We start from the raw sequence: 21,145 nt of genomic DNA on the forward strand, positions 1-21,145 counted from the left end.
CATTAGTGGGCGCGAATATCCTGCAGCAGCGACAGGTTGCCCTGCTGAACGAAGGTGAAGTCCACGCTGTCGCCGTCCTTCACATTGTTGAGCTGGGTCTGCGGGGTGATGGTGAAGCGCATGGTCATCGGCGGCCAGTTCACCGCCGGGATGGCTTCGTGGGCGATGGTGATTTTTTTGCTATCCATATCAATGGCTTTAATGACCCCTTTGCCGCTGATGCTTTGCGTCTGCGCGGCGGCGGGCTGTTCGTGCATCGCCATGCCGGCGTGCGGGTCGGCGGCCTGGACGGCGAACACCGCGCCAGAAATCAGAGTGAACAGGGCGACTTTAGACAGTGAATTCATGATCGGGACTCCTTGGGTTATTCCATCCAGCCGCCGCCGAGGGCGGTGAACAGGGTGATTTCATTTGCCTGACGGGAATAGTTGAGTTCCAGCAGGGTTTGTCGGGTGGTGAAAATATCGCGCTGGGCGCTCAGCACTTCGATGTAGCTGACCGCGCCGTGGCGATAGAGCGCGGTGGCGCGCTGCAGGGTGATATTCAGCGACGCGAGATAGCGCTCCTGTGCGGCAATTTGATCGGCCAGGCTCTGGCGCAGGGCCAGCGCGTCGGCTACCTCTTTAAAGGCGGACTGGATTTTTTGCTCGTAGTTGACCACCTGCTGCTGCTGGCGGATCTCCGCCAGATCGAGGTTGGCCTGATTGCGCCCGGCGTTGAAAATCGGTATGTCGATTTTGGGGATGAAGTTCCACATCGCGCTGCCGGCGTTAAACAGGCTGGCGAGCTCGCTGCTGCTACCGGAGAGCGAGCTGGTCAGGGTGATCGACGGAAAGAAGGCCGCCCGCGCGGCGCCGATGTTGGCGTTGGCCGCCCGCAGGCTGTGTTCGGCCTCTAAAATATCCGGCCGCTGCAGCAGGATCGCTGAGGAGAGCGACGGCGGCAGGGTAACGCCTTGCAGATCGACGGCGCTGCTGGCGCTATCGTCCGGCAGAGGTTGATAGCTGCCGAGCAACAGCTGCAGAGCGTTATTAGCCTGCGCCAACTGGCCCTGCCGTCTGGCGATATCGGCGCGGGTGCTCTCGATCATCCCCCGCGCCTGCTCCAGCGCCAGCACGGTAGTGCTCCCGGTCAGCAGCTGTTTTTCAACGAACGCGTAAGACTGCTGATAGTTTTGCAGGGTATCGTTGGCCACCTGCAGCTGCGCTGCCGCCAGCCGCTGGTTGAAGTAGCTTTGTGAAACGTTAGCAATCAACAGGATATGCACTGCGCGCCGGGCCTCTTCGCTGGCGAAGAAGTTCTCCCGGTCGGCCTCGCTAAGGTTTTTCAGCCGGCCAAAGAAGTCGAGGTCATAGCTGAGATTCAGGCCGGCAGCGTAATCGCTGCTGGTGGTGGTGTCGCCTTTAAGCTTGCCGCCGTAGGTGGTGCTGCCGTCACCGTTCAATTGCGGGTAGCGGTCAGCATCGGTCACCCGATACTGGGCACGGGCTTCCTGCACTTTCAGCGTCGCCATCCGCAGATCGCGGTTGTTGGTCAGCGCGGTGCCAATCAGGCTTTTCACCTGCGGGTCGACGAAAAAGGTGCGCCAGCCGGTCTCCTGATAGCCCGCGGTTGCGGTCACCAGCTTGTTCTGGCTGAGAGAGAACTGCTGCGGTACCGGCGCGGCGGGGCGCTGGTAGTCCGGAGCGAGCGAGACACAGCCGGTTAAGGCGAGTATCACGCTGAGGGTAAGACGTGTTATTGGGCGCATGGCGGCAGACGTTTTCGACGATTTATCCATGGCGGCTACTTTACGTAGCGGCCTCTGTTCAGGACGTGACAGGAAAATGACAAAGCTGTCATTTTCCTGATATTTCATTGCTATCCGGAGGCGCTCCTCTAAAATTGAATACCCGCACAGAACGCGCGTGAAGGAGCCTGCGGTGAAGATTTTGATTGTCGAAGATGAGAAGAAAACCGGGGAGTACCTGACCAAAGGGCTCACCGAGGCTGGCTTCGTCGTCGACCTGGCCGATAACGGCCTTAACGGCTATCACCTGGCGATGACCGGTGACTATGATCTGCTGATCCTCGACATCATGCTGCCGGACGTGAACGGCTGGGATATCGTGCGCATGCTGCGCGCCGCCGGGAAAGGCATGCCGATCCTGCTGCTTACCGCGTTGGGCACCATTGAGCATCGGGTGAAGGGGCTGGAGCTGGGCGCCGACGACTATCTGGTGAAGCCGTTCGCCTTTGCGGAACTGCTGGCGCGGGTGCGGACGCTGCTGCGCCGCGGAGCGGCGGTTATTGTCGAAAGCCAGTTTCAGGCGGCGGATCTCAGCGTCGATCTGGTCAGCCGTAAGGTGACGCGCGGCGCCACCCGCATCACCCTGACCAGCAAGGAGTTCACTCTGCTGGAGTTCTTCCTGCGCCATCAAGGCGAGGTGCTGCCGCGTTCGCTGATTGCCTCGCAGGTGTGGGATATGAATTTCGACAGCGATACCAACGCGATAGATGTGGCGGTGAAGCGGCTGCGCGCCAAAATCGATAACGACTTCGAGCCGAAGCTGATCCAGACCGTGCGCGGCGTCGGCTATATGCTTGAGGTGCCGGATGGCCGCTAAGCGCCCCTTTTCCCTGGCCACCCGGCTGAGCTTCTTTATTAGCCTCGCCACCATCATCGCCTTCTTTGCCTTCACCTGGATCATGATCCATTCGGTGAAGGCCCACTTTGAAGAGCGCGACGTTCACGATCTCAGGCAGCTCAGTACCACCCTGGAGACGGTCCTCGACCACGCTGACTACCCGCAGGCGCGGCGGCTGGAGATCGTGAAGAATATCATTGCGGGTTACGCCAACGTCTTTATCTGCCTGGACGATGGGCAGGGCAATATTCTGTTCCAGTCGCCCAACGGGCCGGATCTCAGCCATATGCTGAGTACGCCAGGCCTGGCGATGCAGCTGCGCGACGGGAATGTGATTTCATGGACCGACCCGCAGCCGCGGGCAATGGCGCACGATAATCAAATGGAGACCCGCGCCTGGCGGCTGATCATGCTGCCGCTGGGCAAGCAGGCGGACGGCAAACCGGCGTACCATCTGCTGATGGCCTTATCCATCGATTTTCACCTGCACTATATTAATGAGCTGAAAGCGAAGCTGATTTCCGCCGCGTCGATAATCAGCCTGCTGATCGTCGCCATCGTGCTGTTTGTGGTCTATCAGGGACATAAACCGATCCGCCAGATCAGCCGGCAGATCCAGAATATTACCTCGCGGGATCTCGACGTGCGCCTTGACCCGCAGGCGGTGCCTATCGAACTGGAGCGGCTCGCGCTCTCCTTTAACCACATGCTGGAGCGGATGGAGGATGTCTTTACCCGTCAGTCGAACTTCTCCGCCGATATCGCCCATGAGATCCGCACGCCGATCACCAACCTGGTGACGCAAACCGAAATCGCCTTAAGCCAGAGCCGCAGTCAGCAGGAGCTGGAAGAGGTGCTCTACTCCAATCTCGAAGAGTTCTCGCGTATGTCGCGGATGGTCAGCGATATGCTGTTCCTCGCCCAGGCCGATAACAACCAGCTGATCCCCGAACAGCGGGAACTGGATCTGGCTGAGGAAGTGCATAAGGTGTTTGAGTTTTTCGAGGCGTGGGCGGAAGAGAAGGCGGTGGCGCTGCGCTTTGTCGGTAGCCACTGCCGGGTGATTGGCGACCCGCTGATGCTGCGGCGGGCGATCAGCAATCTGCTGTCGAACGCGATCCGCTACACCCCGGCTGGCCAGGCGGTGACGCTCGCGCTGAGCGAAAGCGCGGAGACGGTCCGCCTGGTGGTGGAGAATCCCGGTACGCCGATTGCCGCCGAACATCTGCCGCGGCTGTTTGACCGTTTCTATCGCGTCGACCCCTCGCGCCAGCGCAAAGGGGAGGGCAGCGGCATCGGCCTGGCGATAGTGAAATCCATCGTCAGCGCCCACCACGGCAGCGTGGCTGCGCAGTCCGATCTGCGCTCGACGCGGTTTATTGTAGTGTTGCCGAAACAGGTGTAATAACGGCTGAAAGCCAGCGGGCAGCGCCAGGCGGCTGCCCGCAGTATCGCGACTCTCTTATTCTTCGAAGTACCAGTAGCCCTGATTAATCAGCCGCGTCAGTTCGCTCACGAACGCCGGATTCTGCAGGCCGCTGCCGAGCTCTTCCTGACCTAATGAGGTATAGCGGCACAGCGCATCCAGCGCTTCGGCATCGGTGGTGTCCAGCTGTTCGCTATGCACGAAGAAGCTGTCGCCGATATGCAGAACGCGCAGGCCGCTCAGGCGGGAGAGCTTTTCGCCGCCCAGCAGCGCATCGACCACTTCCTCTTCTTCATATGCCGGTTCCGTCGGCGCAATATCCAGCTCGTGACGCGGGGTGGTGACGAAACTGCCGAACCACTGTTTGAAGTCTTCCGGCTGGCGAATCATGTCGATCATCATGCCGCGTAGACGTTCGAGTTCATACTCTTCAACCCGGCCAGGATGCTCGCGGCAGGTGAGGTCCGGATCGCTGTAGTGCTCGCCGCCAAGATCGTTCTCCAGTACATAGTCGGCGAAGCTGCTGATCAGGTCGCGGCCGTTGGGCCCGCGGAAGCCGACGGAGTAGTTCAGCGCGGTTTCGTGGGTGATCCCATCGTGCGGGAATCCCGGTGGAATATAGAGGATATCGCCTGGCTGCAGATCTTCATCAATGATCGGCGGGAACGGGTCGACGTGCAGCAGTGCCGGATGCGGGCAGAACTGACGCATCGGCAGCTTATCCCCCACGCGCCAGCGGCGGCTGCCCATGCCCTGAATAATAAAGACGTCATATTGATCGATATGCGGCCCGACGCCGCCGCCGGGGACGGAGAAGGAGATCATCAGATCGTCCAGACGCCAGTCCGGCAGTACGCGGAACGGTCGCACCAGCTCGGCGGCCGGCATATGCCAGTGGTTTACCGCCTGGGCCAGCAGCGACCAGCCGGTCTCGCCCAGGCCGTCGAAATGTTCAAAAGGTCCATTGCTGGCCTGCCATTTACCGTTGGTCAGACTGACCAGCCGGCTGTCGACTTCCGGCTCCATGGCTAATCCGGCCAGCTCGTCCGGGGTAATCGGGTCGACGAAGTCCGGAAACGCGTTTTTTAAAACCACCGGCTGCTTTTGCCAGTATTTCTCTAAAAACTCGGGCCAGTTAATGTTGAGTTGATAAGCCATCGATTATTACCAGTAAGAAGAAACGGGCCTGATTATAGGAAGGGGGGCCGCGCGGGCGCTTTGTCGTGGGTCAAGAGTGGCGCTTAATTCACCATCGGCGCGATAATGGCGTTGGGTAAGAGAGAAAAATCACTTTTTTGCCAAAAAGCGTTCTTCGCGTTAACTACGCTGCAGGCCGCATGAACACTGGGATGGCGGCTTTAATGGTAGGAAGAGGAATAAGCGAAAAGTTCAAATAATGAGCGGTCGATAAGATTTTTCTATTTTAACCCTTGCTACTTCCGGCGAACTCCCTATAATGCGCTCCCACTGACACGGCGGATGTGAATCACTTCACACAAACAGCCGGTTCGGTTGAAGAGAAAAATCCTGAAAAACGGGTTGGCTCTGAAAGAGGAAAGCGTAATATACGCCACCTCGCGACAGAGCGCTAAAGCGCGTCGCAACTGCTCTTTAACAATTTATCAGACAATCTGTGTGGGCACTCAAAGTGACATGGATTCTTAATGTCTTCGGACAATAAATGAATACCAAGTCTCAAGAGTGAACACGTAATTCATTACGAAGTTTAATTCTTTGAGCATCAAACTTAAATTGAAGAGTTTGATCATGGCTCAGATTGAACGCTGGCGGCAGGCCTAACACATGCAAGTCGAGCGGTAGCACAGAGAGCTTGCTCTCGGGTGACGAGCGGCGGACGGGTGAGTAATGTCTGGGAAACTGCCTGATGGAGGGGGATAACTACTGGAAACGGTAGCTAATACCGCATAACGTCGCAAGACCAAAGTGGGGGACCTTCGGGCCTCATGCCATCAGATGTGCCCAGATGGGATTAGCTAGTAGGTGGGGTAACGGCTCACCTAGGCGACGATCCCTAGCTGGTCTGAGAGGATGACCAGCCACACTGGAACTGAGACACGGTCCAGACTCCTACGGGAGGCAGCAGTGGGGAATATTGCACAATGGGCGCAAGCCTGATGCAGCCATGCCGCGTGTATGAAGAAGGCCTTCGGGTTGTAAAGTACTTTCAGCGGGGAGGAAGGCGATAAGGTTAATAACCTTGTCGATTGACGTTACCCGCAGAAGAAGCACCGGCTAACTCCGTGCCAGCAGCCGCGGTAATACGGAGGGTGCAAGCGTTAATCGGAATTACTGGGCGTAAAGCGCACGCAGGCGGTCTGTCAAGTCGGATGTGAAATCCCCGGGCTCAACCTGGGAACTGCATTCGAAACTGGCAGGCTAGAGTCTTGTAGAGGGGGGTAGAATTCCAGGTGTAGCGGTGAAATGCGTAGAGATCTGGAGGAATACCGGTGGCGAAGGCGGCCCCCTGGACAAAGACTGACGCTCAGGTGCGAAAGCGTGGGGAGCAAACAGGATTAGATACCCTGGTAGTCCACGCCGTAAACGATGTCGATTTGGAGGTTGTGCCCTTGAGGCGTGGCTTCCGGAGCTAACGCGTTAAATCGACCGCCTGGGGAGTACGGCCGCAAGGTTAAAACTCAAATGAATTGACGGGGGCCCGCACAAGCGGTGGAGCATGTGGTTTAATTCGATGCAACGCGAAGAACCTTACCTGGTCTTGACATCCACAGAACTTGCCAGAGATGGCTTGGTGCCTTCGGGAACTGTGAGACAGGTGCTGCATGGCTGTCGTCAGCTCGTGTTGTGAAATGTTGGGTTAAGTCCCGCAACGAGCGCAACCCTTATCCTTTGTTGCCAGCGGTTAGGCCGGGAACTCAAAGGAGACTGCCAGTGATAAACTGGAGGAAGGTGGGGATGACGTCAAGTCATCATGGCCCTTACGACCAGGGCTACACACGTGCTACAATGGCATATACAAAGAGAAGCGACCTCGCGAGAGCAAGCGGACCTCATAAAGTATGTCGTAGTCCGGATTGGAGTCTGCAACTCGACTCCATGAAGTCGGAATCGCTAGTAATCGTAGATCAGAATGCTACGGTGAATACGTTCCCGGGCCTTGTACACACCGCCCGTCACACCATGGGAGTGGGTTGCAAAAGAAGTAGGTAGCTTAACCTTCGGGAGGGCGCTTACCACTTTGTGATTCATGACTGGGGTGAAGTCGTAACAAGGTAACCGTAGGGGAACCTGCGGTTGGATCACCTCCTTACCTTAAAGAACCTGCCTTTGTAGTGCTCACACAGATTGTCTGATGAAAGTAAAGAAGCAAGGCGTCTTGCGATTGAGACTTCAGTGTCCCCTTCGTCTAGAGGCCCAGGACACCGCCCTTTCACGGCGGTAACAGGGGTTCGAATCCCCTAGGGGACGCCACTTGCTGGTTCGTGAGTGAAAGACGCGTGCCGATATATCTCAAAACTCATCTTCGGGTGACGTTTGAGATATTTGCTCTTTAAAAATCTGGATCAAGCTGAAAATTGAAACGACACACAGTTAATGTGTGTTCGAGTCTCTCAAATTTTCGCGACACGAAGTGAAACATCTTCGGGTTGTGAGGTTAAGCGACTAAGCGTACACGGTGGATGCCCTGGCAGTCAGAGGCGATGAAGGACGTGCTAATCTGCGAAAAGCGTCGGTAAGGTGATATGAACCGTTATAACCGGCGATGTCCGAATGGGGAAACCCAGTGCAATTCGTTGCACTATCGTTAACTGAATACATAGGTTAACGAGGCGAACCGGGGGAACTGAAACATCTAAGTACCCCGAGGAAAAGAAATCAACCGAGATTCCCCCAGTAGCGGCGAGCGAACGGGGAGCAGCCCAGAGTCTGAATCAGCTTGTGTGTTAGTGGAACGGTCTGGAAAGTCCGACGGTACAGGGTGATAGTCCCGTACACCAAAATGCACAGGCTGTGAACTCGAAGAGTAGGGCGGGACACGTGGTATCCTGTCTGAATATGGGGGGACCATCCTCCAAGGCTAAATACTCCTGACTGACCGATAGTGAACCAGTACCGTGAGGGAAAGGCGAAAAGAACCCCGGCGAGGGGAGTGAAAAAGAACCTGAAACCGTGTACGTACAAGCAGTGGGAGCACCTTCGGGTGTGACTGCGTACCTTTTGTATAATGGGTCAGCGACTTATATTCTGTAGCAAGGTTAACCGTATAGGGGAGCCGCAGGGAAACCGAGTCTTAACTGGGCGTTAAGTTGCAGGGTATAGACCCGAAACCCGGTGATCTAGCCATGGGCAGGTTGAAGGTTGGGTAACACTAACTGGAGGACCGAACCGACTAATGTTGAAAAATTAGCGGATGACTTGTGGCTGGGGGTGAAAGGCCAATCAAACCGGGAGATAGCTGGTTCTCCCCGAAAGCTATTTAGGTAGCGCCTCGTGAACTCATCTTCGGGGGTAGAGCACTGTTTCGGCTAGGGGGTCATCCCGACTTACCAACCCGATGCAAACTACGAATACCGAAGAATGTTATCACGGGAGACACACGGCGGGTGCTAACGTCCGTCGTGAAGAGGGAAACAACCCAGACCGCCAGCTAAGGTCCCAAAGTCATGGTTAAGTGGGAAACGATGTGGGAAGGCACAGACAGCCAGGATGTTGGCTTAGAAGCAGCCATCATTTAAAGAAAGCGTAATAGCTCACTGGTCGAGTCGGCCTGCGCGGAAGATGTAACGGGGCTAAACCATGCACCGAAGCTGCGGCAGCGACACGATGTGTTGTTGGGTAGGGGAGCGTTCTGTAAGCCTGCGAAGGTGACCTGTGAGGGTTGCTGGAGGTATCAGAAGTGCGAATGCTGACATAAGTAACGATAAAGCGGGTGAAAAGCCCGCTCGCCGGAAGACCAAGGGTTCCTGTCCAACGTTAATCGGGGCAGGGTGAGTCGACCCCTAAGGCGAGGCCGAAAGGCGTAGTCGATGGGAAACAGGTTAATATTCCTGTACTTGGTGTTACTGCGAAGGGGGGACGGAGAAGGCTATGTTAGCCGGGCGACGGTTGTCCCGGTTTAAGCATGTAGGCTGATTATCCAGGCAAATCCGGATAATCAAGGCTGAGGTGTGATGACGAGGCACTACGGTGCTGAAGTAACAAATGCCCTGCTTCCAGGAAAAGCCTCTAAGCATCAGGTAACATCAAATCGTACCCCAAACCGACACAGGTGGTCAGGTAGAGAATACCAAGGCGCTTGAGAGAACTCGGGTGAAGGAACTAGGCAAAATGGTGCCGTAACTTCGGGAGAAGGCACGCTGGTGTGTAGGTGAAGTCCCTGCGGATGGAGCTGAGACCAGTCGAAGATACCAGCTGGCTGCAACTGTTTATTAAAAACACAGCACTGTGCAAACACGAAAGTGGACGTATACGGTGTGACGCCTGCCCGGTGCCGGAAGGTTAATTGATGGGGTTATCCGTAAGGAGAAGCTCTTGATCGAAGCCCCGGTAAACGGCGGCCGTAACTATAACGGTCCTAAGGTAGCGAAATTCCTTGTCGGGTAAGTTCCGACCTGCACGAATGGCGTAATGATGGCCAGGCTGTCTCCACCCGAGACTCAGTGAAATTGAACTCGCTGTGAAGATGCAGTGTACCCGCGGCAAGACGGAAAGACCCCGTGAACCTTTACTATAGCTTGACACTGAACATTGAGCCTTGATGTGTAGGATAGGTGGGAGGCTTTGAAGCGTGGACGCCAGTCTGCGTGGAGCCAACCTTGAAATACCACCCTTTAATGTTTGATGTTCTAACGTTGGCCCCTTATCGGGGTTGCGGACAGTGTCTGGTGGGTAGTTTGACTGGGGCGGTCTCCTCCCAAAGCGTAACGGAGGAGCACGAAGGTTAGCTAATCCTGGTCGGACATCAGGAGGTTAGTGCAATGGCATAAGCTAGCTTGACTGCGAGCGTGACGGCGCGAGCAGGTGCGAAAGCAGGTCATAGTGATCCGGTGGTTCTGAATGGAAGGGCCATCGCTCAACGGATAAAAGGTACTCCGGGGATAACAGGCTGATACCGCCCAAGAGTTCATATCGACGGCGGTGTTTGGCACCTCGATGTCGGCTCATCACATCCTGGGGCTGAAGTAGGTCCCAAGGGTATGGCTGTTCGCCATTTAAAGTGGTACGCGAGCTGGGTTTAGAACGTCGTGAGACAGTTCGGTCCCTATCTGCCGTGGGCGCTGGAGAATTGAGGGGGGCTGCTCCTAGTACGAGAGGACCGGAGTGGACGCATCACTGGTGTTCGGGTTGTCATGCCAATGGCACTGCCCGGTAGCTAAATGCGGAAGAGATAAGTGCTGAAAGCATCTAAGCACGAAACTTGCCCCGAGATGAGTTCTCCCTGAGACTTTAAGTCTCCTGAAGGAACGTTGAAGACGACGACGTTGATAGGCCGGGTGTGTAAGCGCAGCGATGCGTTGAGCTAACCGGTACTAATGAACCGTGAGGCTTAACCTTACAACGCCGAAGATGTTTTGGCGGATTTGAGAAGATTTTCAGCTGATACAGATTAGTCGATGCGTCCGCAGGGCGTGTTGATAAAACAGAATTTGCCTGGCGGCACTAGCGCGGTGGTCCCACCTGACCCCATGCCGAACTCAGAAGTGAAACGCCGTAGCGCCGATGGTAGTGTGGGGTCTCCCCATGTGAGAGTAGGGAACTGCCAGGCATCAAATAAAGCAGAAGGCTCAGTCGAAAGACTGGGCCTTTTGTTTTTGCGTTTTAACAAGAACCCCGTCCCGAAAGGTGCGGGGTTTTTTGCTGTGTGGGGTATGCCCCCCGGTGGCGCTGCGCTTACCGGGGCTACGGATCCTGAGCCACAAAACCTGGTGCGCAGCACCGTCTCCAGGCAGACCACTATGCCGGTTCGCTACTATCAGCAATAATTATCACATTAATAGGTTATCTTTACATTGCCCTTAGTAATACTATGGTTTATCTTCCCTGCGTGATGTACCAATGCATCGCTCTCCTGACGGAGAAAATATTAAGCAACTCGCTTATCTTTCATCCTGTTAACTGGTTAAACATTAAATGAAAAAACCGCTAATTGGGATTCTGATTTTCGCTTATGGATTAAGCTCACCTCTGTTTGCTGCCGAAACCGCCAACCTAACGCTTTCCGGACGGGTCGTGTCAGAAACCTGCAATACTGATATTGTGAATAAACAACCTCTGCAGCGCTGCGGAAAAAATACCTACCTCATTGCCTCGAAAAATATAGCGAATCACGCGCGTGGTGTGGTCACTCGTACAGTGAATTTATCCAATGATACGAGTCGAAAAATAATTATCAGCAGCTACGATTAAATACCTCTCTCTATTTCAGCGCTATTATATTGTTTTCTGCTAAATAATAGCGCTGCATCTTCTTCATATATATTAACGCGTTAGCGAAATTACGAAATTATTCCCACCGCTGAATACATCACTCCCATTTATGGCGACAATGGGTATGCTTCTCGCCGGTTTTTTGGTTTAATGAGCGATATCATTAACACTTTGTTAACTTGATCTGGTTTATATGACAGCAAATTTGATATACAAAGAGGGATGATTGCCTGTATGGATGCTGCCCGACGTACCTTGCGTTATCTGCTTTGGTTATCGGCTGGCAATATGAGAATAGAAATGAAAATCCTGCTTAACTGGTCGCCGTTGCGCCGGCTCTTCACTTACCTTCAGGAGCGCTTTACCTTTCTGGTGCTGCTCTGCTGGCCAGCGATAATCTGGCTGTTCTGCCGGGTCGGCGTATGGCTTACGGATAACCTGTATGAACTGCTGGGGAAATCACCCGCCCAGTCCTTCACCGTCTATCTGCAGCCGTTTATGACCCCCGGCACGCTGCTGCGCATCTCCATCAGCTGGGTGGTGTTGCTGTTCATTCTCTTCAGCATGGCGATGGCCTTCACCTGGGGTCTGCGCCACTTTATGAACCGCCACAAATAAACCATGCGGGCCGCCGGGAGTCGACGGCCCTTCTTAAGTCCTTATGCCATTTGACCAATCGTTTTGCGAAAACGCAGCAGGGCGATAGTAAAGAACACCGCTCCGATAGCCAGCAAGGTTAAGAACTGCGGCCAGACGATACTGAAGCTGGCGCCGCGGTACAAAATCGCCTGCGCCAGACTGACGAAGTGGGTGGTCGGCATGGTCAACATGATATCCTGAACCAGCTGCGGCATACTTTCCCGCGGCGTGGAGCCGCCGGAGAGCATCTGCAGCGGCAGCAGCACCAGGATCATTAGCAGCCCCAACTGCGGCATTGAGCTGGCGAGGGTGCCCATAAAAATGCCGATCGAGGTAGTGGCGAACAGGCTGAGCGCCACCCCCAGCATAAACAGTAGAATCGACCCCTCAATGGGCACCTGCAACATCCCCTGTACCATCAGCACCAGCGACAAACCCGAGACCACTAGCACCACCAGCCCCATCGACCAGATCTTGGCCATCATGATCTCAAACGGCGTGACCGGCATCACCAGCAGATGCTCGATGGTACCGTGCTCGCGCTCGCGGATCAGCGCCGAGCCGGTGAGGACAATGGCCAGCATGGTGATGTTGTTGATGATCGCCATCACCGCGCCAAAGCGCTCCTGTTCCAGGTTAGGGTTAAAGCGCATTCTTATCGCCAGCTCTACCGGCAGCACGCTGTTGTCCCGATAGCGGGCAATGAAGCTGTTTACTTCGCCGCTAATAATATTCTGGATATAGCCGTTGCCGGTAAAGGCCTGGCTCATGCGCGTGGCGTCGACGTTGACCTGCACTTCCGGCTGGCGGCTGGCCAGCACATCGCGCTGGAAGTTAGGCGGAATATTGATGGCGAAAGTGTAGCGCCCGGCATCCAGGCCGGCGTCCATCTCATCGGCGGTAATCAGCTCCGGTTCGAGAAACCAGGGGCGGTAGAATGCGTTAATAATGCGTGAAGAGAGCTGCGACTTATCCATATCGGCAACCGCAATCGGCGCCAGGTGTAGCGAGCCGGGCATCACCGTGGCTGAGGAGTACACCGACACCGTAAAAGCAAACACGATCAACGCCAGCATCGCTTTATCACCCAGCAGGCTACGCAGCTCTTTGACGCCAAGATTATAAATATTGCGTAATCCGCGCATCACCCCTCCTGTTTCTTCAGCAGCAGCACGCTCAGCCCGAGCACCAGCGGCACTGCAATCAGTAGTGGAATAAAGGAGCCCCACAAATCGCTGAGATTCAGCGCCTTGGAGAAGGTGCCGCGGGCGATAGTCAGGAAGTGGCTGGTCGGGTAGATTTGCCCAATCCAGCGCCCGGGGCCTTCCAGCGACGCTACCGGATCGATCATCCCGGAGAACTGGGTCGCCGGGATTAGCGTAATGATGGCGGTGCCGAAAATAGCGGCGATTTGGCTCTTCATAAAGGTTGAGATCAGTAGTCCCAGTCCGGTGGCAATGGTGACGTACAGCAGCGCCGCCAGGCTTAGCGTCAGGAAGCTGCCCTTATGTGATACGCCAAAGACGAAGACCGACAGCGCACACAGCAGAAAAAAGTTAAACATTCCCAGCATGATGTAAGGCACCTGCTTGCCGAGCAGGAATTCGCTGCGGGTGGTCGGCGTCACGTACAGGTTGATGATCGACCCGAGCTCCTTCTCACGTACCACGCTCAGGGCGCTGAGCATCGCCGGGATCATCATCAGCAGCAGCGGGATCACCGCCGGGACGATGGCCGGGAGGCTCTTCACGTCCGGGTTATAGCGATAGCGGGTCTCGATGGAGATGAGCGAGGTCTCACGATTCGGGCTACTTTGCTGCCCGGCCATCTCCTGCAGCCAGGCGAGATGCATGGCCTGCACGTAGCCGCGCACCGTCTCCGCGCGGTTTGGCATTGCGCCATCCACCCAGACGCCGATTTGTACCGGCGTGCCGCGGGCGATATCGCGGCCAAAGTTCGGCGGGATCTCTATCGCCACCGCCAGTTCGCCGTCGCGCATCCGCCGGTCGAGCTCATCGTAACTGCGCAGCGGCGCCTGTTCGATGAAGTAGCGTGAGCCGGCGATATTCTGCGACCAGCCCTGACTGCTGAGGGTTTGATCGCGATCGAGTACCGCAAAGCGCAGATCCTCGACGTCCATGCTGATCCCATAGCCCATGATAAACATCAGGATCACCGTTCCCAGCAGCGCCAGCGTCGAACGTACCGGATCGCGGCGCAGCTCCAGCGCTTCGCGGCGGCTGTAGCTGAACAGCCGTTGCAGACTGAAGGCCTGGCGCGGGGCCGCGCGTTCTGGATGGGATGCTGCAGTAGGCGCAAGTTCCTCAGGAACTGCGGCGGTTGGCTGCGCCTCCTGGAGCCAGGCGATAAACGCCTCTTCGAGGCTGGCGGCACCGCGCTGTTCGACCAGCGCCTGCGGCGTATCGCTGGCCAGCACCTTGCCGGCGTGCATCAGCGAGATGCGGTCGCAGCGTTCCGCCTCATTCATAAAGTGGGTGGAGATAAAAATGGTCACCCGATCCTGACGCGCGAGGTCGACCATCAGCTGCCAGAACATATCCCGAGCCACTGGATCGACCCCGGAGGTGGGTTCGTCGAGGATCAGCATTTCCGGGCGATGGATGACCGCCACCGCCAGCGACAGGCGCTGACGGATGCCCAACGGCAGGGCGGTGGGCAGGGCGTCTTCCACCTCGCTGAGCATGAAGCGCTCGCTCATTTCCGCCACCCGACCGGGGATTTCGCCGTCCGGAATATGAAACAGGCGGGCGTGCAGTTCGAGGTTTTGCCGGACGGTCAGTTCGCTATAGAGCGAGAAGGCCTGCGACATATAGCCCACCCGCTGGCGGGTGGCGATATCCTTCGGATCGACCGGCTGGCCGAACAACCAGGCTTCGCCTTCGCTGGCGGGCAGCAGGCCGGTGAGCATCTTCATGGTGGTGGATTTGCCGCAGCCGTTGGAGCCGAGGAAGCCGAAGATTTCACCGCGCGCGATGCGGAAGTTAACGTGGTCGACGGCGACGAAGTCGCCAAAGCGCATGGTCAGCCCACGGGCTTCGATGGCGATCTCTTCCTCGCGGTCGTCGCGCGGCGGGATCACCACCGCCTTATGCGCCTGGCGCTGCGCTTCCGGCAGCAGGGCGATAAACGCCTGCTCCAGCGTCTGACTGCCGGTCTGCGCTTTCAGCTCCGCAGCGGTACCGGTCGCCAGCACCTCGCCGGCGTTCATCGCCACCAGCCAGTCAAAGCGCTCAGCCTCTTCCATATAGGCGGTGGCCACCAGCACGCTCATCTCCGGCTGGCGCTGACGAATGCTGTCGATAAGCTCCCAGAACTGCGCCCGGGAAAGCGGGTCGACGCCGGTGGTAGGTTCATCGAGGATCAGCAGCTGCGGGTCGTGGATAAGGGCGCAACATAAACCCAGCTTTTGCTTCATCCCGCCGGAGAGCTTACCCGCCGGGCGATCGCGAAACGGCGCCAGCCCGGTGCTCTGCAGCAGCTCGTGGATACGTGATTCGCGTTCGGCTTTATCATGGCCAAACAGGCGGGCGAAGAAGTCGACGTTTTCATACACCGAGAGGGTGTGATAGAGGTTTTTCCCCAGTCCCTGCGGCATCCAGGCAATCTTCGGGCACACCTCGCGGCGATGATGAACGTCGCGCATATCGCCGCCGAGCACCATCACATTACCCTGCTCAATGGCCCGCGCCCCGGCGATGAGAGAGAGCAGGCTCGATTTGCCGACGCCGTCCGGGCCAATCAGGCCGACCATGCGCCGCGCCGGGATCGCCAGGCTGATATCCCGCAGCGCCACGGTGGCGCCGAAGCGCTGGCCAACGTTGTCCAGCCGGGCAATGGGGGGCGAGGTATCCAGTGGCGTCAATATCATTGCGGCAACCTCACCGTCAGGTCTTCTGGCCAGGAGTGCTGGTTATCCAGCCGCACGTAAGCCATGCCGGGCAGGCCGGTTTTGACATACTCCAGGTGCTGCGCCAGCAGCTCCGGCGGGATGCGCGCTTTGACGCGGAACATCAGTTTGAGACGCTCGTCGCGGGTCTCCACCGTTTTCGGCGTAAACTGCGCGACGCTGGCAACAAAGCTGATATTGGCCGGGATCACCAGATCAGGGGCGGCATCAAGGATCAGCCGCGCTTCGCTGCCAAGCGCCAGCAGGCCCGCCTGTTCGGTGGGCAGAAAGAAAGTCATATAGACGTCGGCGAGATCGACCATGTTCAGCACCCGACCACCGGCGGCCAGCACTTCCCCCGGCTCGGCGACGCGATACTGAATACGGCCGTCGCGGGGCGCCTTCAGCTCGCTATCGTCAATATCGGCAAGGATCCGCCGCTCGGTCGCCTGGGCCGCTTCGACGCGGGTTTGCGCCTGAATAATGCTGGTGCGGGCGGCCTCGATGGCGGCGCGGGCGGCGGAGACCTGGGCTTTCGCCGACTCCAGCGCCGCGCGGGCGCTCTCTGCCGCGGCGCGATCGTCATCCAGCTGCTGGGCGGAGACGGCGCCGCGCTGCGACAGGGCATTCGAGCGGACGTGACGTTTCGCTGTGGAGTCGAGCTCCGCCTGACGCTGCTTCACAACCGCTTCGCTGGCGCGCATTTCACTTTGCCGCTGATCGAGCAAGGCTCTGGCGGCCAGGACCGCGCTTTCCGCTTCCTTGATTTGCGCGGCGGCTTCAAGACGCTGCTCGTTCAGTACACGGGTATCCATTCTCGCCAGCACCTCTCCCTGGCGCACGAACTGACCCTCTTTGACCAGAATGGTGTCGATACGCCCGGCGATTTTGCTGGCAATATCCACTTCGGTGGCTTCTATTCGTCCGTTGCTACTGGCAAACCCCTCCGGGAGGCCCGGCGGGCGCAGCAGCCACCATGCCGCGGCGGCGAGTACCACCAGTAAGCCGACAAAATACCCTGTCCAACGTTTCTTTATTTTGTCCATACGCGACTCGCTTGGTTCCCTGTGCTGAGTGATACGCGTGTCTCCTCCGGCGGGCGGAGCGTCCTCCTTGCGAAGGACGAATAAAGAGGGGAAGGGCCGCTGACGCAGCGCTCTACCGCGTCGATGCGCAGCCGAACGCTGTACTACTTATGTGGTCATCATCAGCGATCCTGGCCTTAATGAAACACGCATAGTGAGAGCTACCGTTAACGCGATAGTAACATCCGTGGCGGGCTTGTCCATACGAAAGGCAGGGTCTTGTCGACGTGTTAACAAAATATCCACTACCGGCAACATTTCATCACCTCAGAACAGCACCGGCAGCCCCAGACCACGTTTCACCTCATGCAGCGTCTGCTGCGTCAGCTGGTGGGCGCGCTCGCTGCCCTGGCGCAGCAGATCCAGCAGCATCCCTTTATCCTGAATAAAGGTGGCTCGCCGTTCGCGGATCGGCGCCAGTAGCGCCTGCAGGCAGGTCTCCAGTTCATTTTTACACTGGCGATCGCCCAGCCCGCCGCGCTGATAGTGGGCTTTCATCTCAGCCACCAGTGCTTTATCGCTATGGAAAGCGTCGAGATAGGTGAACACCACGTTGCCGTCGACATGCCCCGGATCGCTGACTCTCAGGTGTGTCGGGTCGGTATACATCGCGCTGACCGCGCGGTGAATCTCCTCTTCACTGGCCGATAACGTCAGCGTATTGCCCAGCGATTTCGTCATTTTGGCGTTGCCGTCGACGCCCGGCAGGCGGCTCACTTCGCTGAGGAGCGCCTTGCAGTGGCGCAGCACTGGCGCGCCGGTGAGGCTATTCATCTTATGGACGATCTCGTTGGTCTGCTCAATCATCGGTAGCTGATCGTCGCCCACTGGCACCAGCTCGGCCTTGAAGGCGGTGATATCGGCGGCCTGGCTAATCGGATAGGCAAGAAAGCCCACCGGCAGCGAACGGGCGAATCCTTTCTGGGCAATCTCATTCTTGACCGTCGGATTACGTTCCACGCGGGCGACGGTGACGATATTCATATACAGCGCGCTGAGCTCCGCCAGCGCGGGCAGGGCGGACTGCAGGCAGATCGTGGTGAGCCTGGGGTCAATGCCGACGGCCAGATAATCGGCCATCACTTCGAGGATATGGTGGCTAACTTTTTGCGGATTGCTGCCGTTGTCAGTGAGCCCTTGCAGGTCGGCGATCAGGATAAACTGCTGGTGGTCGTGCTGCAGCGCGACGCGCTGGCGCAGCGAGCCGACGTAATGGCCAAGATGTAGCTGGCCGGTGGGGCGGTCGCCGGTGAGAATGGTTTGCGGGTGATTCATCAGGAACTCCTTATCAGACTGTTCAGCCGAAAGACGTCCTGAAAACACCAAAGCCGCCTTCCGGCGGCTTTGAAAATGGAAACGTATATCGTGCCGCCTGTTATGCAGGCAGCCACCAACGGCGGGGATAGGTCACGATCGCGTTTCTGTTCATCTTTTTATCCTGCCACGAAACCATAGTGGGGTAAACCCTGTTTGGTAAAACGCCCGGCGGCGCTGCGCTGGCGCGGGCCTACGGACTGCCCGCACAGGCCGGGTAACAGGATAAAACGACCGCTGTTACATGGTCGAGAAGACGTTCATGATCACGCCGCCGGAGATAATCAGCGCCATGGCGATAATGGCCGCCAGGTCCGGTTTCTGCTTATAGAGGATCATGGAGCAGATGGTGACGCCGACGATACCGAAGCCGCACCACAGCGAGTAGGCCACGCCCACAGGGATGGTGCTCATTGCGCGGGTGAGGGCGAAGTAGCAGAGGCCGTAGGCGCAGACCACCAGCACCGAAGGGGCCAGTTTGCTGAAACCGTTGGTCTTTTTGATCATCGAGGTGCCGGTGATTTCGGAGCCGATAGACAGCGCCAGCCATAAAAATCCGAGATTAAACATAGGGGGTATTCCTTTCCTGTTAGTTAGCGATGTTCTTATCCATGGCGGCGGCTGGCGCGGCGGGCGCCGCCTCTTCGCTCGCTTCGGAACCCATTTTCGAGAACAGGTTCATGATAATGATGCCGCTGGCGATCACCGCCATGCCGATGATGGCGGCGGTATCCGGGTGCTGGCCGTAGAATGCCATTCCCAGCGTCGAGACCACCAGAATGCCGGTGCCGGACCAGGTGGCGTACGCCAGGCCGACCGGGATATCTTTCACCGCCCTTGAGAGCGAGTAATAGCAGGTGCAGTAAAGCGCAATCAGCAGCCCGAGCAGCAGCATTTTGCTGCCGCCTTCGCTGCTACCGAACATTTTTAACGTCGAGGTTGCCGAGGTTTCGGAGAGGATAACCAGCAGCATCCATAACCAGCATTTTGTTTTCGAAGACATCGTTAAGCTCCAGGTTTTTCGTTGGGTAAGGTCATATCTTTCTGTTTTTTAAGTAATCAATAGCCGCATCGGTCAGCTGAGCGCGCGGGGCCGCCGCCAGCGCCGGATTATTCACCACGTCTGTGACGGTAAGATAACGGCGCGGTTCGCTGCTGGCGGCGGCCGGCGCGGTGGGTGCGTCCAGCTTCGCCAGCAGCTCATTCATGGTGCCGAGGAAGACGCCGCAGGCTTCCAGACGAGCCAGCGTGGCCTGCAGATGCCCGGCATAGGCGCTGCCGGCCTGCGCGCCGCGCAGCTGGTTGAGCTCGCTGTGCGGATCGCAGTGGTAGCGCAGGGCCAGAACCGGAATACCCGCCAGCAGCGCCTCGTGCGCGCAGCGGGAAACCGGATTGCGCAGGGTGCCGTTCAGCAGATCAGAGGCTTGCGGATAATCGAGAAAAGGCAGCAGTACCCCCCGCCATGGCGCTGACGGCAGGGCATCCTGCCAGGCCGATGACGGGATAATCTCGCCCACCTCTCGCCAGGCGGCGGCGTCGGCGAGACCCTCCTCCAGCGCGAGGCGCAGCGGATAGCCGCTTCCCGCCAGGCGTTGGCGGATAGCTGCGCGGTAGCCGTCAGCGGCGGTCACCATCACCAGTACCGGCGGCCGCAGGCGCTGCAAAATCCGCGCAACTACACCTTCAATCTGTTCGTCGGTCATGGCGAGCCTCCGTTAGCCGATGAGCGTCACCTGCGCGCCGTTTTTTAACCCGGCGGCATTGGCTTCTTCGGTGTCGATGTGAAATTCCAGCGCGAAGTCATCGCGCACCCGCACCACCACTTCATCGAAAGTCAGCTGGCGCTCGCCGTTGCTGCGCACGCTGACCTTCTGGCCATTGCTGACGTTGAGCTGGCGCGCGTCCTGCGGCGACATATGAATATGCCGCCAGGCGCAGATCACCTGAGAATGGAGCTCAACGTGACCGGCGGGGCCAATCAGCAGCGCGCTACCGGCATTCTCCAGTTGCCCGGACTCACGAACTGGCGCTTGAATGCCGAGCGTGAAGCAGTCGGCGCGCGACACTTCCAGTTGCGATAGCGGGCGGGTCGGGCCGAGGACGCGAACGTTGGTCAGCGAGCCCTTCGGCCCGACGACGGTCACGCACTCCTGGGCGGCAAACTGCCCCGGCTGGCGCAGCGGTTTGAACGGCGTCAGGCTGTAGCCTTTACCGAACAATGCCTCGACGTCCTGTTGCGCGAGATGGACGTGGCGGTTGGAGATCCCCACCGGGATCGCCGGCGCCGTTGCGCTCAGGCGGGCGACGATTTTTTCGCGAAGCAAAGTGTCGATCATGACTTCTTCCCTTTCTTCAGCGCAGGGTGCTTATCTTCCGCTTCGTTCGGGATAGCGGGCGGAACGATGGGTTCCGGGGCGGTGATAACCACCGGTTCGTCCGTTTTTTCCTCGCGCGGAGGGTTGCCTTTGAGGTTGCTTAACGCTTCAACCACGCAACGCTCCGGACGGGCAATGACCAGCGACTTCACGGTGTGCTCGGCGCCGGCAACCGCCACGCCGCGTTCTATAGCGGTGTGGATGGCGCTGATTTCCCCTTCAAAGCAGACGCTCACCAGCCCGGAGCCTGGTTTGCGATAGCCAATGCAGGTCACTCCCGCGGCTTTACAGGCGGCGTCGACGGCCTGAATGGCGGCGACCCATCCTCGCGTTTCAATTACGCCTAAACTTTTCATGGTCGGCTC

The 21,145-nt window shown here is 57.7% G+C and carries 16 protein-coding genes, 1 tRNA gene and 3 rRNA genes; 8 read left to right on the forward strand and 12 right to left on the reverse strand.

The window, feature by feature from the left end:
- Positions 1-2 precede the first annotated feature (2 nt).
- The gene (cusF, locus tag CE636_RS18070) at positions 3-347 is read right to left on the reverse strand and encodes a cation efflux system protein CusF (RefSeq protein ID WP_017900885.1); all 345 of its coding nucleotides are present in this window, start codon (positions 345-347) and stop codon (positions 3-5) included.
- Between the two features lie 17 nt (positions 348-364).
- The gene (locus tag CE636_RS18075; RefSeq protein WP_025999306.1) at positions 365-1,750 is read right to left on the reverse strand and encodes an efflux transporter outer membrane subunit; all 1,386 of its coding nucleotides are present in this window, start codon (positions 1,748-1,750) and stop codon (positions 365-367) included.
- Between the two features lie 172 nt (positions 1,751-1,922).
- On the opposite strand from CE636_RS18075, the gene cusR reads away from it, so the two are divergent.
- On the forward strand, positions 1,923-2,606 hold the full coding sequence (gene cusR, locus CE636_RS18080; RefSeq protein WP_004206716.1) for a copper response regulator transcription factor CusR: 684 nt from the start codon (positions 1,923-1,925) through the stop codon (positions 2,604-2,606).
- The gene (locus tag CE636_RS18085) at positions 2,596-4,032 is read left to right on the forward strand and encodes a Cu(+)/Ag(+) sensor histidine kinase (protein ID WP_017900883.1); all 1,437 of its coding nucleotides are present in this window, start codon (positions 2,596-2,598) and stop codon (positions 4,030-4,032) included. The genes cusR and CE636_RS18085 overlap by 11 nt, the downstream gene beginning before the upstream one ends.
- Before the next feature lie 57 nt (positions 4,033-4,089).
- Here CE636_RS18085 and CE636_RS18090 read toward each other — a convergent pair whose 3' ends face one another.
- Complete coding sequence (locus CE636_RS18090) at positions 4,090-5,211, reverse strand: cupin domain-containing protein (protein ID WP_017900882.1); 1,122 nt, start codon at positions 5,209-5,211, stop codon at positions 4,090-4,092.
- A gap of 591 nt (positions 5,212-5,802) precedes the next feature.
- Between CE636_RS18090 and CE636_RS18095 the strand changes: the two genes are divergently transcribed.
- From CE636_RS18095 to CE636_RS18120, 6 genes are all read left to right on the forward strand, one after another.
- Positions 5,803-7,342: ribosomal RNA gene (locus tag CE636_RS18095) — 16S ribosomal RNA — on the forward strand.
- Between the two features lie 85 nt (positions 7,343-7,427).
- Positions 7,428-7,503, forward strand: a tRNA-Glu gene (locus tag CE636_RS18100).
- A gap of 182 nt (positions 7,504-7,685) precedes the next feature.
- Positions 7,686-10,587, forward strand: a 23S ribosomal RNA gene (locus tag CE636_RS18105).
- Between the two features lie 95 nt (positions 10,588-10,682).
- Positions 10,683-10,798 (forward strand): 5S ribosomal RNA (gene rrf, locus CE636_RS18110).
- Together the 16S, 23S and 5S rRNA genes with 1 tRNA gene alongside form the textbook arrangement of a ribosomal RNA operon.
- 365 nt (positions 10,799-11,163) lie before the next feature.
- Complete coding sequence (locus CE636_RS18115; RefSeq protein WP_004204116.1) at positions 11,164-11,439, forward strand: DUF2574 family protein; 276 nt, start codon at positions 11,164-11,166, stop codon at positions 11,437-11,439.
- A gap of 321 nt (positions 11,440-11,760) precedes the next feature.
- Positions 11,761-12,078, forward strand: a complete 318-nt coding sequence (locus CE636_RS18120; RefSeq protein ID WP_004204117.1) for a hypothetical protein — start codon at positions 11,761-11,763, stop codon at positions 12,076-12,078.
- A 41-nt stretch (positions 12,079-12,119) separates the two neighbouring features.
- Here CE636_RS18120 and CE636_RS18125 read toward each other — a convergent pair whose 3' ends face one another.
- From CE636_RS18125 to CE636_RS18165, 9 genes are all read right to left on the reverse strand, one after another.
- Positions 12,120-13,244 (reverse strand): ABC transporter permease, encoded by a 1,125-nt coding sequence (locus tag CE636_RS18125; RefSeq protein ID WP_017899152.1) that lies wholly within the window; start codon positions 13,242-13,244, stop codon positions 12,120-12,122.
- Positions 13,244-15,988 carry a ribosome-associated ATPase/putative transporter RbbA gene (gene rbbA, locus CE636_RS18130; RefSeq protein ID WP_017899151.1) on the reverse strand — a complete coding sequence of 915 codons (2,745 nt, stop codon included), beginning with the start codon at positions 15,986-15,988 and terminating at the stop codon, positions 13,244-13,246. Before rbbA ends, CE636_RS18125 begins: the two co-directional genes overlap by 1 nt.
- A complete protein-coding gene (locus CE636_RS18135; RefSeq protein WP_017899150.1) occupies positions 15,985-17,052 on the reverse strand; it encodes an HlyD family secretion protein in 1,068 nt (355 codons plus the stop codon). Before CE636_RS18135 ends, rbbA begins: the two co-directional genes overlap by 4 nt.
- Positions 17,053-17,358: 306 nt before the next feature.
- Positions 17,359-18,366, reverse strand: coding sequence for a tryptophan--tRNA ligase (gene trpS / locus CE636_RS18140; RefSeq protein WP_017899149.1), 1,008 nt, complete (start codon positions 18,364-18,366; stop codon positions 17,359-17,361).
- A gap of 279 nt (positions 18,367-18,645) precedes the next feature.
- A complete protein-coding gene (locus CE636_RS18145; RefSeq protein WP_004204123.1) occupies positions 18,646-18,975 on the reverse strand; it encodes a DMT family transporter in 330 nt (109 codons plus the stop codon).
- Positions 18,976-18,994: 19 nt separating this feature from the next.
- Positions 18,995-19,408 (reverse strand): DMT family transporter, encoded by a 414-nt coding sequence (locus CE636_RS18150; protein ID WP_017899148.1) that lies wholly within the window; start codon positions 19,406-19,408, stop codon positions 18,995-18,997.
- A gap of 31 nt (positions 19,409-19,439) precedes the next feature.
- Entirely contained in the window at positions 19,440-20,108 is a 669-nt protein-coding gene (locus tag CE636_RS18155; RefSeq protein ID WP_004204125.1) for a hypothetical protein, read from the reverse strand.
- 12 nt (positions 20,109-20,120) lie between these two features.
- Positions 20,121-20,741: a phosphate propanoyltransferase gene (locus CE636_RS18160; protein ID WP_017899147.1), complete on the reverse strand. Its 621-nt coding sequence runs from the start codon at positions 20,739-20,741 to the stop codon at positions 20,121-20,123.
- Complete coding sequence (locus CE636_RS18165; RefSeq protein WP_004204127.1) at positions 20,738-21,136, reverse strand: BMC domain-containing protein; 399 nt, start codon at positions 21,134-21,136, stop codon at positions 20,738-20,740. The genes CE636_RS18160 and CE636_RS18165 overlap by 4 nt, the downstream gene beginning before the upstream one ends.
- Between the last annotated feature and the right edge of the window lie 9 nt (positions 21,137-21,145).

This window comes from Klebsiella sp. LY (assembly GCF_004010915.1).
GTDB lineage: Bacteria > Pseudomonadota > Gammaproteobacteria > Enterobacterales > Enterobacteriaceae > Klebsiella > Klebsiella quasipneumoniae.

Coding starts and splice junctions, on each gene's coding strand:
- cusF (WP_017900885.1), bottom strand. CDS start 347: ATGAATTCACTGTCTAAAGTCGCCCTGTTCACTCTGATTTCTGGCGCG.
- CE636_RS18075 (WP_025999306.1), bottom strand. CDS start 1,750: ATGCGCCCAATAACACGTCTTACCCTCAGCGTGATACTCGCCTTAACC.
- CE636_RS18085 (WP_017900883.1), top strand. CDS start 2,596: ATGGCCGCTAAGCGCCCCTTTTCCCTGGCCACCCGGCTGAGCTTCTTT.
- CE636_RS18090 (WP_017900882.1), bottom strand. CDS start 5,211: ATGGCTTATCAACTCAACATTAACTGGCCCGAGTTTTTAGAGAAATAC.
- CE636_RS18115 (WP_004204116.1), top strand. CDS start 11,164: ATGAAAAAACCGCTAATTGGGATTCTGATTTTCGCTTATGGATTAAGC.
- CE636_RS18120 (WP_004204117.1), top strand. CDS start 11,761: ATGAAAATCCTGCTTAACTGGTCGCCGTTGCGCCGGCTCTTCACTTAC.
- CE636_RS18125 (WP_017899152.1), bottom strand. CDS start 13,244: ATGCGCGGATTACGCAATATTTATAATCTTGGCGTCAAAGAGCTGCGT.
- rbbA (WP_017899151.1), bottom strand. CDS start 15,988: ATGATATTGACGCCACTGGATACCTCGCCCCCCATTGCCCGGCTGGAC.
- CE636_RS18135 (WP_017899150.1), bottom strand. CDS start 17,052: ATGGACAAAATAAAGAAACGTTGGACAGGGTATTTTGTCGGCTTACTG.
- trpS (WP_017899149.1), bottom strand. CDS start 18,366: ATGAATCACCCGCAAACCATTCTCACCGGCGACCGCCCCACCGGCCAG.
- CE636_RS18145 (WP_004204123.1), bottom strand. CDS start 18,975: ATGTTTAATCTCGGATTTTTATGGCTGGCGCTGTCTATCGGCTCCGAA.
- CE636_RS18150 (WP_017899148.1), bottom strand. CDS start 19,408: ATGTCTTCGAAAACAAAATGCTGGTTATGGATGCTGCTGGTTATCCTC.
- CE636_RS18155 (WP_004204125.1), bottom strand. CDS start 20,108: ATGACCGACGAACAGATTGAAGGTGTAGTTGCGCGGATTTTGCAGCGC.
- CE636_RS18160 (WP_017899147.1), bottom strand. CDS start 20,741: ATGATCGACACTTTGCTTCGCGAAAAAATCGTCGCCCGCCTGAGCGCA.
- CE636_RS18165 (WP_004204127.1), bottom strand. CDS start 21,136: ATGAAAAGTTTAGGCGTAATTGAAACGCGAGGATGGGTCGCCGCCATT.